The following is a 12,355-nucleotide window of genomic DNA, read 5'->3' as shown; positions in this document are numbered from 1 at the left end:
TTATATCAAATTCATAATTTTAGAATAAAAATAAGTCATCAAACTATAGCGATAATAATGTTTATAACCTTTTTCTGCTAATTCTTAAACAAAATAGCTTACCTTTGCCGGCTTTATTTTTTTAATCAAACAAGTATAAGATGTCACAAAACAACGTATTAAAGGGAGTATTTTTAGTTGCAATAGGAGCAACAACTTACGGAATGTTAGCTACTTTCGTAAAAATGGCCTATTCTGAAGGATATACAACTGCCGAAGTAACAACATCTCAATTTATACTTGGAATTATTGGTATTTTATTGATTAATGCTTTTCAAAAAGTAAAACATAAAGACAAAGTTGTAAAAGCTTCCAAAAAAAATATATTTAGTTTAATGCTTGCAGGAACTTCATTAGGAATGACAAGTTTGTTCTATTACTTAGCCGTAAAATATATTCCGGTATCTATTGGTATTGTTCTTTTAATGCAAACAGTTTGGATGGGTGTTTTACTTGAAATGATTTTAGAAAAAAAATTACCTTCAAAACAAAAAGTCATTGCTGTAATTATTGTACTTATTGGTACTGTTTTGGCAACCAATATTATTCATAACGATATACAATTAGATTGGAGAGGTATTGCTTGGGGAGTTATGGCGGCTGCATCTTTTACTACAACTATGTTTACTGCAAATAGTGTTGCTACTGAAATTTCATCAGCTCAACGAAGCTTATACATGCTTTTGGGAGGATCTATTATTGTGTTCTCATTTGCATTTGCAACTCAGGTTACCCCTTTTAACTTTGAGATTTTCATGAAATGGGGAATTATACTGGCTTTATTCGGAACTATTATTCCTCCGATGTTAATGACTGCAGGTTTCCCGTTAACCGGAATTGGATTAGGAAGTATTGTTTCGGCACTAGAACTTCCGGTTTCTGTTATGATGGCTTACGTTTTATTAAACGAGCAAGTTATCTTCTCTCAATGGGTTGGAATTGTATTAATTATTTTAGCAATAATTATTATGAATGTAAATTTCAAGTCTAAAAAATAGCCTAATTTGCAAGACACGAAAAAAAAGCGTCTTGTAATGTTATAATTGTTAATTTTTTTATAAATTCGTGATAAACAATAACATATCATGAATCTACCCTGGCATTTATATTTAATGGCTTTTCTTTATATAGTTGCCGGACTTAATCACTTTAGAAAACCGGGAATGTATATCAAAATCATTCCCCCCGCATTTAAAAACCCTAAATTAATAAATACCATAAGCGGAGCTGCCGAAATAATTCTTGGCATACTTTTGCTGTTTCATCCTACAACGCATTTAGCAGCTTGGGGTATCATTTTACTCTTAATTGCTGTATTTCCTGCTAACTTATTCATGTTTCAAAATAAAAAAGCGAGTTTCGGCTTGCCAAAATGGATTTTATTTGTACGTTTGTTCCTACAGATTATTTTCGTGTATTGGGCTTACCAATACACCTTTTAATATTAACCATTAAATTATTTTATTATGAAAAAATTATTTGCAGAATTTTTCGGAACCTATTGGCTTGTTTTCGGTGGTTGCGGGAGCGCTCTTTTTGCTGCCGGCATTCCTAATCTGGGTATTGGCTTTGCTGGTGTTGCTTTGGCCTTCGGTTTAACCGTATTAACGATGGCTTATGCAGTTGGACATATCTCAGGCGGACATTTTAATCCTGCTGTATCTTTCGGTTTATGGGCTGGAGGAAGATTTCCGGCAAAAGATCTATTGCCTTACATTATTTCGCAATGTGTTGGCGCATTAGCAGCTGCGGGAACGTTGTTTATAATCTGGTCTGGAAAAGCAGGAAATGTAATTGATAATACTAAAGCCGGAGCTTTTGCTTCAAATGGTTTTGGCGCATTTTCTCCTGATGGATATTCTTTACAATCTGCATTTATAGCTGAGTTTGTTCTGACATTATTCTTCTTATTGGTAATTCTTGGCGCTACAGATAAATTTGCAAACGGAAGATTTGCAGGAATCGCAATTGGTTTAGCCTTGACTTTAATTCACTTAATCAGTATTCCAATTACCAATACTTCAGTAAATCCTGCGAGATCATTGTCACAAGCAATTTTTACCGGAGGAGAACCTTTATCTCAAGTTTGGTTATTTTGGGTCGCACCAATTTTAGGAGCAATAGTCGCCGGATTTATTTATAAAACATTATTACAAAACCACGCTGAAGCTTAATCCCATTATAAACAAATCATAACTAAAAAACTTATACTATGGCATTTTTATACTTTTTACTTATAGGAGCCATTTCAGGATGGTTAGCAGGCCAAATCTGGAAAGGCGCAGGCTTTGGATTACTTGGTAATATCATCGTTGGAATTGTTGGCGGAATCATTGGCGGCTGGATTGCCGGAAGACTCGGTATTGGCGGCGGTGGATTGCTTTGGCAAATTATTATAGCCGTTGGAGGTGCATGGGTGCTATTATTTCTAATTAGTCTCGTAAAAAAAGCATAAATACTTTTATAAGTGACCATATTTTGAAAGAGAAAATCTGATATATTTATATTTGATTTTCTCTTTCTTATTTTTATTCTAAATTCAAGTATTATGAATGAAGTAATTGCATATTTCAGTACGATTCCCTCTGCACACCGAAGTTTGATTTTGGTTGGAGGAATAACTTTTTTCTGGATCGTAGAAAATACCTTTCCCCTATTCCAGATGCAATACAAAAAATGGCATCATGCAGGAATCAACTTTTTCCTGACATTGACGACCATTATCATTAACTTTTTACTGGCTTTTATCTTAATCAAAACAGCATCATGGACAACTGAAAATCATTTTGGAATTCTTCAATGGCTTCCGGAAATTCCAATTTTGCTTTATACTTTAATCGGATTGCTTTTATTGGATTTAATCGGGGCTTATTTGCCGCATTATATTCAACATAAAATAAAATTCCTGTGGCGTTTTCATATTGTCCATCATACAGATACCTGGATTGACACAACAACTGCCAACAGACATCATCCGGGAGAAAGTGTAATTCGTTTTGTATTTACAACTCTTGGAGTTTTGATCGTAGGAACTCCAATGTGGATGATCTTTTTGTACCAAACTTTATCAGTTGTAGCGACGCAATTTAATCACGCCAATATTTCGCTGCCAAATAAACTAGATGTTTTTCTGAGTTATTTTATAGTTTCTCCCAATATGCATAAAGTACATCATCATTATGTTGTTCCTTATACAGACAGCAATTACGGAAACATATTTTCGGTTTGGGACCGTCTTTTTGGAACATTTACAACATTATCCAAAGACAAATTAATCTATGGCGTTGACACACATATGTTGCCTGAAGAAAATAATAAATTGAAAAATTTATTGAAAATCCCGTTTCAAAAATCGAGATCTATAAAAAACAGTTAAAAACAATAAAAAAAACGTACTTGAACTCACCAAGTAATTATTTTTTTTATTAATATTGATACTTAAATTGAAAATCAATCTATTAATCATTAACCTCTATTTTGAATTAATTTTCACGTGATGAAAAAGAGTAACCGCAAAGAATTGAATTGGGAACAAACGGAAAGACTTGTTTCGTTAGCTTTAGAAGAAAAAAATCCATTTGAAATCATAAAGAAAGAATTTGGATTAGCAGAAAAAGAAGTTCTGGAAATCATGAAAAAGAAAATGCCTCTTGAAAAATTTGAGATGTGGAAAAAGAAGGCCATTGCTAATAAACCAAAACCAAAACCAGTTAAAATAGATGATTTTGATGAAGATTTGGATGGTAAATATTATATAAAAAACAAACTAGACTAAGACGAAACTCCTGTTCTTCAGGAGTTTTTTTTATATTTTAATTTTTCTTGTAACATTTTTACCGATTGGTAGTCAAATACACATAATTAAACTTATTCAAATGAAAAAAATACTTTATACTTTAGCTCTTGCAGTAACGCTTTGGAGCTGTAAAACAGGAAGTTCTTCAGGCGCTGCAAAAAGCAATGTTGTAGAGGTCAATATTAATCTTGTCGATGTAAAAGATGACAAAGTTCTGGTAACGGTTACTCCTCCACAGATCAAAACTGACGAAATTATTTATAGCATTCCTAAAACAGTTCCGGGAACTTATTCTACGGATAATTACGGAAAATACTCTGATAGTTTCAAAGCTTTTGATGCTAAAGGAAATGAATTAACTGTAAAAAGAATTGACGATAACTCTTGGTCAATTTCGAATGCTAAAACATTAAAAAAAGTTACTTATTTAGTAGGTGACACATTTGATACTGAAAAAGGAACCGGATTTGGTAACGACGATGTATTCTCGCCAGCCGGAACAAACATCAATGCAGGAATCAATTTTTTAGTTAACACGCACGGTTTTGTAGGTTATTTCCAAGATAAACTTGAAATTCCGTACAAAGTTACAATAACACATCCTGAAACACTTTGGGGAGCAACTTCAATGACTGATGAAGATGCAAGTAAAACAAGCGACGTTTTTACAACATCACGTTATGCTGTTTTGGTTGAGAATCCAATTATGTACTCAAAACCGGATTATACTACATTCAACGTAAACGGAATGGATATTTTAATCGCTGTTTATTCTCCAACAGGAAAATTTACTGCAGAAAGCATCACTCCGGAAATGAAGACAATGATGACGGCGCAGAAAAACTTTTTAGGAAAAGTAAATGCTAATAAAAAATATACAGTATTAGTGTATTTATCATCTATGGCAAAAGACGACGCACACGGTTTTGGAGCTTTAGAACATCCAACTGCAACTACGGTTGTTTTACCTGAATCTATGCCAAAAGAAAAATTGGTAGAAACGATGAAAGACGTTGTTTCTCATGAGTTTTTCCATATTGTGACTCCATTGACTATCCACTCAAAAGAAATTCAGTTTTTTGATTATAATGCGCCTAAAATGTCAGAACATTTATGGATGTACGAAGGTGTAACAGAATATTTTGCTAATCTTTTTCAAATCAACCAAGGTTTGATTAACGAAACTGAATTCTATACTCGTATCGCTGATAAAATCGAACAATCAAAATCATTAAATGACACAATGCCATTTACTGTAATGAGTAAAAATGTATTGGAGCAGCCGTACAAAGATCAATACTTAAATGTGTACCAAAAAGGGGCGTTAATTGGAATGTGTATTGATATTATCATTAGAGAAAAAAGCAACGGAGAAAGAGGAATTCTTGATTTAATGCATAAATTATCTGCTGAATATGGTGTTGAAAAACCATTTAATGATGAAGATCTTTTTGCAAAAATCACGCAATTGACATATCCTGAAGTTGGAGAATTTTTGAATAAATATGTGGCTGGACCAACTCCAATTCCTTATGATTTTTATTTAGCAAAAGTTGGTGTTACAAAAGCTTCTGAGAAAGTTCCTGGAACAATTTTCATCAAAGGACAAAATCCATATATCACTGTAGACAAAGCAACTAAAGCAATAAGTGTTCGTTCTGATATTGATTTAAACGTGTTTTTCACGAACTTAAATCTAAAAGCCGGAGACGTAATTGTTTCTGTAAATAATAAAGCATATAGTCTTGACAATATTTATGATTTGATTACAGAAAGTGAAAACTGGAAAGAAAACGATGCAATCACTCTTCAAATCAAACGTGCAGGAAAAGAGCAAACTATCAAAGGAACTGTAAAAGTACCTTTTGAAGAAAAAGAAACTTTTAAAGCAACTGACGCTTCTAAAGAGCAACTTAGAAATGCTTGGTTAAAAGGATAATTTCTTTTCAAACCATAAAAAAAACCGACAAGTGATTGTCGGTTTTTTTTGTGCTTATTAATCTGTTAGATTCTTGTTACTTTAAAATCTGTCAGACTTTTTTTGTCAGACTGAGCGAAGTCGAAGTCCCGTAAGCCGAATCACTATGCGGACTTCGACTTCGCTCAGTCTGACAACGATTGTGTGTAATTCTTTGGTTTTACCTTTGTCAAAGTTTAAAACTTTGACAAAGGTTTTTCGAAAAAATACGCTTATTTCTTAACCGGAAATTTCCAGTCAAATTCGTCTTTATCATTGATGATTGCTCCTACTTCGAATTTTACAACTTCGTCAAATTCTGTTTGTAGAATAAACCAATTGTCTTCATTGAAATAATTTTCGAAAGTATCAAAAGTTTCCTGAGTATATTTTGTGATTCCTTTTGTTCCCAAATCTTTCTTTACATCAGCAATTTTTCTTCCGATTAACTTAAAGCCAAAAACCTCTAAATCATTACTTGAAGCCACTACATAACCCAATTTCAAGTCTTCTTCCTGATAAAATGTCAATCTGATTTTTTGTGCGTTGTACACAAAAATCACATTATCATCTTCGTCTTTATAATTTTTATCAGGTTTTCCTAAAGCAGCCGTTACATCGTTCTGCTTCATTCCGAAAAGCAATTTATCAATTCCTGATTTTAGATTTATTTTCATATTTACTTTTGTTTAAAGTGCAAATTTCGTGAAGTTTTTATAAAGTTGACTATATTTCTTTTTTAAATTAAATTATTTTATACGACCTACTTTTCTGGCAACTGTTATATAATCCTCAGATTCAACGAAATCTATAGCTTCTAATATTATTTTTTTTGTGGAATCTCTTTCTTTTTTCGAAATGTTTGGACCAAGTTCAGCAACTTTAACTTCTAATAGCAGTTTTCTTTCCAATTCTGATCGAATCTCTACATCTTTACCATCAAAGCGAAGACTCCCTGGCGTTGCTCTAACATAATCTCTGCTACTTTTTTCTAATAAAACTTTTTGTACAAATTCAACTTCATAAAAAACTGAATTATCTTTTTTCATTTTTAAAGTTATGGTTCCTCCATCCATCCAAAACAATACTTCTTCAATTACTATTTCCATAAAAATCTAATAATTCTTCTTATTCGGTTTATTACTCATATAAAAAGTAATTTTTCCGCCGTTTACTACATCCGAATGTTTCAAGAAAGGCTTGTCTAATTGTTTTCCGTTTAAAAGTACTTTACTCACAAACACATTTTTATCCGATTGATTAACCGTTTCTACTTCGAAATTTTTTCCGTTTTCTAAATTAAAAACCGCTTTTTTAACCAATGGACTTCCTAAAGCATATTCATCAGAACCTGGCGCAACTGGATAAAATCCTAAACTGCTAAAAATATACCAAGCACTCATTTGTCCAAAATCATCATTTCCGCCTAAACCGTCAGCACCATTTCTGTACATTTTTTTCAGAATCATTCTGATCTTGTCTTGTGCTTTCCAAGGTGAATTTGTCCAATCGTATAGATAAACAACGTGATGTGAAGGTTCGTTTCCGTGGACATAATTTCCTATGATTCCTTCTCTGGTAATATCTTCTGTATTTTCAAAATATTTGTCCGGTAAATGCATGCTGAATAAGGAATCCAAACGAACATTAAATTTGTCATTTCCTCCCATCATTTTAATCATTTCAGCAGGATCTTGCGGAACGTATAAACTATAATTCCATGAGTTTCCTTCGATAAAACCTTGTCCGTGTGTATCAAGCGGATCAAATTCTTTTTTGAAAGTTCCATCATTCAATTTAGGACGCATAAATCCTGTTTTTGCATCGTAAACGTTTTTGTAGTTTTTAGATCTTTCGATAAACTCATTATAAACTTCTGTTTTGCCTAACTTTTTTGCTGCCTGTGCAATTGCCCAATCGTCATAAGCATATTCTAATGTTTTAGAAACCGAAGATCCGTTTTTGTCTTCGGGCACGTAACCCATTTTCATATAATATTCTAAACCATCATAATAAGGAACTTTTGCTGTATTTATACAAGCCTGAAGCGCTTTTTCTTTATCAAAATTCCCGTTTCCTTTTACGATTGCATCGGCAACAACAGACACGGAATGATAACCAATCATACACCAATTTTCATTGGCATAATGCGACCAGATTGGCAACATTTTATGCACACTTTGATCTGAATGCGCCAACATTGAACTAATCATATCTGAATTTCTCGCAGGCTGAACAATATTAAATAAAGGATGCAAGGCTCTGTAAGTATCCCACAAAGAATAACTCGTATAATTTTTAAAGTTTTCAGCTTTATGAACATTCATATCCAAACCTTTGTAATTACCGTCTAAATCCATGTATTCTGTTGGACCTAAAAAAGCGTGATACATTGAGGTATAAAAATTCACTAAATCTTCCTTTTGAATGGTTTCAATCTGAATTTTGTTCAGTTCGTTGTTCCAGACTTCCTGACTTTGTTTTTTGACTTTTTCGAAATCCCAACCCGGAACTTCTTTTTTCATATTTTCAAGTGCTCCGGCTGAACTTACTGGCGATAATGCCATTTTGATTTTGATTTTTTCTCCTTCTGCCGTATTGAAGTCAAAAAACAATTTCAAGTTTTGACCTGCCATTTCCGGGAAATTTTTGGTTTGATCAAATCTTCCCCAAAAACCTTTGTAAACACTTTTTTCCTGTACAGCTTGTCCGTAGCTTTTTATTGGTTTACTAAATGACATTGCAAAATAAACAGTTCTTGTTCTTGCCCAACCGTTTGTCTGACGATATCCTGTGATTAATGTATCATTCTCAACACGAACAAATGTCCACACATTCTTTTTATCATAATTGTAAATTCCGGAAGTTAAATCAAGAATAATATGTGCTTCATCTGACTTTGGAAAAGTATATTGATGCATTCCAACTCGAGTCGTTGCAGTAAGTTCGGCTTTGATTTTATGATCTTCAAGAAATACGCTGTAATAAGCTGGTTCTGCTTTTTCAGTCGAATGTGAAAACGCAGATCTATATCCTGACAATGGTTTTGAGGCAACTCCGGGATTCAATTGTAATTTTCCGGTTGTTGGCATGATTAAAAAATCTCCTAAATCTGAATGTCCGGTTCCGCTAAAATGGGTGTGGCTAAAACCTACAATCGTTTTGTCTTCGTATTGATATCCTGCGCAATATTTATAAACTTCGCCATTGTATTTTCCATTTAAACTGTAGGCAATTGTATCTGTTTCCGGGCTTAATTGCACGCTCCCAAAAGGAACTGTTGCGCCGGGATAAGTATGTCCCATCTTGGCTGTACCAATCATTGGATCGACATATTGAATCAAATTTTGTTTCTCTATTTTCTTTTGTGCATTCATTTTATTGCCATAACCCAGCGCTAAAAAGGTTAATCCCAAAAGAAGACTTTTACATTTCATTCTATTCATCAGGTAATTTTTTAATATTATTTTGGTCCAGAACAATATTGGCTTTTTACTAAAACGATTTACCAATACTTTTAGGTTAGAAAAATACAACAAAATATGCTTTTATTACACAAAGCAAAAACTAAATTTTATGAAAAATAATAAATGATACCAAAAAAAAATCATTATATTTATTTGCAATTAACAATAATTTTCAATCAACGAAATTTCTTTTCTTATATATAAAATTTAAAAATGAGTAATCCAAAAATTAATGTTTTTATATCTTATTCACATGATGATAGTGACTATTTTAAAGTATTCAGCCAAGGATTAAAAAAGGTTATTAAAAATACAGAACATTTTGATTGGAATATTTGGGATGATACTAATATTCATGTCGGAACTTTTTGGGATGAAGAAATTCAAAATAACATACAAAATTGCAATGTTGCAATACTGTTAGTTAGTATTGGTTTTATGTCATCAAAATATATAAAAGAAAAAGAATTTGAGGAATTTAATAAGCGTTATGTTGATAAAGGTATTTTAATTGTTCCAATTGTATTTAAGCCTTGTGATTTTAATCGCTGGGAGGATTTAAGCAAAATACAGTTTTTTAAACCAGATGGGAAAATTTATGGAAAAAGTGAAATTGAAAATTTTACATATTCCGATTTAATCAAATTTAAAGAAACCGATGGTACAATAATTCCAAATCCAAACATAGATAGATATCACTTAGCATTGGTAAAAAAAATTGAAGAGTCATTACTTTTTTTTTTTCAAAAAATAAAAAAAACAGAGATTGATATATCTACAAATAACTCCACTTCTAATGTAAATATTCTTGCTGACTATCCTAAACCATCCAAACTATTTACTGGAAGAGAGAAAGAAATTGAAGAACTAAAAGAAGCTTTTAATTCTCATAGAATTTTCGGGGTACAGGGATTAGGAGGAACTGGTAAGACTCAATTGACTGCAAAATTTATTCACGATAATATTCCAGATAAAAGCAGAATTGTATGGCTAAATGGTTCTTCTCAATCAAATTTTGATGTATTTGTACAAAATGCAGGCTATGGAGAAATTTTAAAAACAGAAAAAGAAACAAATCTTTCTCTATATAGTAGTTTAAAAGACTTGATTGAAAAAGATGAACGCATTATCTTTTTTGATAATTATAACGATTATGAAGATAATTCATTCGCCGAATTTTTAAACTTCGCTTACCAATATTTAACTAAAGCTACTATAGTCTTAATTACTAAAACTGAACCTTCAATAGAAAAAGTTACTCTTTTACAATTAATTAGACTTGAAGGTTTAAAAAATGACGCGCTAGATTATGCTAAAAAAATAAAGCAATCAAACAGTGTATATTCAACTATTTCAGATTTCGATTTAGAAATCGTTTGTAAAGGAGTCGATGGACATCCCCTAGCTATTGAATTTTCGATGTGGTTAATGAGTCGTGGAAAATCTGCTAATGATATACTAAGTAATATATCCGGAATAAGTAGCTCTAAAAAAGCTGAAGAATTTAGTAAAAGGCTGTTCTTAGATATTTTTAACCATCCTAAAACAACTGATGAGGAAAGAGAATTTTTTCTAAAATGTTCGATTTTTAATGAGAAAATTACAATAAATGAAATTACAAGCTTATTTGAAGATGTAGATATATTTTATTTTTTAGATAGCTTGATGGATAAGCTACTTATTACTCATAGAGACGGTTATTATGAAATACATCCTCTAGTTCGCTCTTTCAGCTACGAAAAACTTCAAAATAAACAACCTGTACATAAAAAAGCTGCTAATTATTTAATTAATTTAAGAAAGGAAATATTAAACGCCTCTTTAGAAGAGAAAATTTTCTATCATTTGTCTGCGGCGAAAGAATGGAATGTGATTGCAGATTACATTGAAAAAGAGGGACGATCATTTATCAAACAAGGACAATTAGGCTTATTAACTGAATTTCTAAATAAACTAAATCATTTAAATATTTCAAGACCAATATTTGATATTTTAAATGGTGATATTTCTCAAATTAGATGTGAATGGGATAACGCTTTATTATTTTTTACAAAAGCCCAAGAAAATAATACTGAAAATACGATTATCGCAGAAGGAATAATTAAATGTGGCGAGATACTTTTTCGAAAAGGAGAAACGAAGAACTCTTTGGTAATTTTTGAAAAAGCATATGAATTTGCAAAAGAAAGAAATTTACGCAAAGAAGAAGGAAGAGCGCTAAATGATATTGGTCTTATCAATACTGATTTCAATAAATTAGACATTGCCCTAATCAACCTTACTAAAGCACTAAAAATAAGAAAAGAAGTAAATGATTTAGAAGGAATTACAAGTACTAACAATAATATAGCTAACATTTTTGACCGTAAACATCAGTATAGAAAATCTCTAAAAATACATTTAGAGAATATAGAAATTGCTACAAATTATGGCGATAAGATTTCTCTAGCACTTTATTTGACAAATGCTGGTAATAGCTTATTCAAATTAAAAGAAATAGATGAAGCATTATTAAAAATAAATCTTGCTTTAAAAATTAATGAAGAAATCGGAGATAAGGCAGGAATAATAACCTGCTTAAATATAATCGGATTAATTTTCAATTTTCAAAATAGAAAGGAAGAAGCTCTTGTAATGTTTAATCAAAGTATAAAAATAAGCAAAGAAATTGGTAATTTAAGAGGTTTAGCATCTGCTTACAATAATATTGGATCTTTCTATTTAGATAATTCAGATCATACAGAAAGTCTATTGAATTTTTTTAAATCACTATGTTTATGGAGAGGAACAGGTAATACAGCCGATGAAAAATTAGTCCTCGATTGGATAACTGAGATATCAAAAAAAATTGGAAAAGATAATTTTAAGATATTAGCAAATCAAGTTTATGAAAAATTAGATCAAGAATACCAAAAAGGTATTGAAATAAAGGAGTTTTTTAACGAACCTATTAAACGAGAACTCCCAAAACAAAGAAATAATGATTTATGTAATTGTGGTAGTGGAATAAAATATAAAAGATGTTGTAAAAAATAAAACTAATACAATCTAATTTTAAAAAACATCAAAGTGATTATACTCTTAAACTAAATTCCA

11 protein-coding genes are annotated in these 12,355 nt (G+C 31.5%); 8 read left to right on the top strand and 3 right to left on the bottom strand.

What is annotated here, in order from left to right; genetic code table 11:
• The first annotated feature begins 140 nt into the window (after nt 1-140).
• The 7 genes from WN975_RS01210 to WN975_RS01180 all read left to right on the top strand — a co-directional run bounded on the left by WN975_RS01210 (nt 141) and on the right by WN975_RS01180 (nt 5,774).
• Nucleotides 141-1,037, top strand: a complete 897-nt coding sequence (locus WN975_RS01210; protein ID WP_337964840.1) for a DMT family transporter — start codon at nt 141-143, stop codon at nt 1,035-1,037.
• An 87-nt stretch (nt 1,038-1,124) separates the two neighbouring features.
• On the top strand, nt 1,125-1,481 hold the full coding sequence (locus tag WN975_RS01205) for a DoxX family protein (RefSeq protein WP_337964839.1): 357 nt from the start codon (nt 1,125-1,127) through the stop codon (nt 1,479-1,481).
• Between the two features lie 24 nt (nt 1,482-1,505).
• A complete protein-coding gene (aqpZ, locus tag WN975_RS01200) occupies nt 1,506-2,213 on the top strand; it encodes an aquaporin Z (protein ID WP_337964838.1) in 708 nt (235 codons plus the stop codon).
• Between the two features lie 38 nt (nt 2,214-2,251).
• The gene (locus WN975_RS01195; protein WP_337964837.1) at nt 2,252-2,494 is read left to right on the top strand and encodes a GlsB/YeaQ/YmgE family stress response membrane protein; all 243 of its coding nucleotides are present in this window, start codon (nt 2,252-2,254) and stop codon (nt 2,492-2,494) included.
• 93 nt (nt 2,495-2,587) lie between these two features.
• On the top strand, nt 2,588-3,415 hold the full coding sequence (locus tag WN975_RS01190) for a sterol desaturase family protein (protein ID WP_337964836.1): 828 nt from the start codon (nt 2,588-2,590) through the stop codon (nt 3,413-3,415).
• A 120-nt stretch (nt 3,416-3,535) separates the two neighbouring features.
• Nucleotides 3,536-3,814, top strand: a complete 279-nt coding sequence (locus tag WN975_RS01185) for a DUF2805 domain-containing protein (RefSeq protein WP_068843242.1) — start codon at nt 3,536-3,538, stop codon at nt 3,812-3,814.
• 100 nt (nt 3,815-3,914) lie between these two features.
• On the top strand, nt 3,915-5,774 hold the full coding sequence (locus WN975_RS01180) for a peptidase M61 (RefSeq protein WP_337964835.1): 1,860 nt from the start codon (nt 3,915-3,917) through the stop codon (nt 5,772-5,774).
• Between the two features lie 251 nt (nt 5,775-6,025).
• On the opposite strand, the gene WN975_RS01175 is transcribed toward WN975_RS01180, so the two are convergent.
• From WN975_RS01175 to WN975_RS01165, 3 genes are all read right to left on the bottom strand, one after another.
• A complete protein-coding gene (locus WN975_RS01175; RefSeq protein ID WP_337964834.1) occupies nt 6,026-6,469 on the bottom strand; it encodes a hypothetical protein in 444 nt (147 codons plus the stop codon).
• A gap of 72 nt (nt 6,470-6,541) precedes the next feature.
• On the bottom strand, nt 6,542-6,901 hold the full coding sequence (locus WN975_RS01170; RefSeq protein ID WP_337964833.1) for a hypothetical protein: 360 nt from the start codon (nt 6,899-6,901) through the stop codon (nt 6,542-6,544).
• Between the two features lie 6 nt (nt 6,902-6,907).
• On the bottom strand, nt 6,908-9,229 hold the full coding sequence (locus WN975_RS01165; RefSeq protein ID WP_337968974.1) for a GH92 family glycosyl hydrolase: 2,322 nt from the start codon (nt 9,227-9,229) through the stop codon (nt 6,908-6,910).
• 243 nt (nt 9,230-9,472) lie between these two features.
• Between WN975_RS01165 and WN975_RS01160 the strand changes: the two genes are divergently transcribed.
• Nucleotides 9,473-12,295 carry a tetratricopeptide repeat protein gene (locus WN975_RS01160; protein ID WP_337964832.1) on the top strand — a complete coding sequence of 941 codons (2,823 nt, stop codon included), beginning with the start codon at nt 9,473-9,475 and terminating at the stop codon, nt 12,293-12,295.
• The last annotated feature ends 60 nt before the right edge of the window (nt 12,296-12,355 follow it).

This window comes from uncultured Flavobacterium sp. (assembly GCF_951805225.1).
GTDB lineage: Bacteria > Bacteroidota > Bacteroidia > Flavobacteriales > Flavobacteriaceae > Flavobacterium.
Note: the sequence above shows the minus strand (reverse complement) of the source record. Positions and strands in the feature narration are given on the sequence as shown.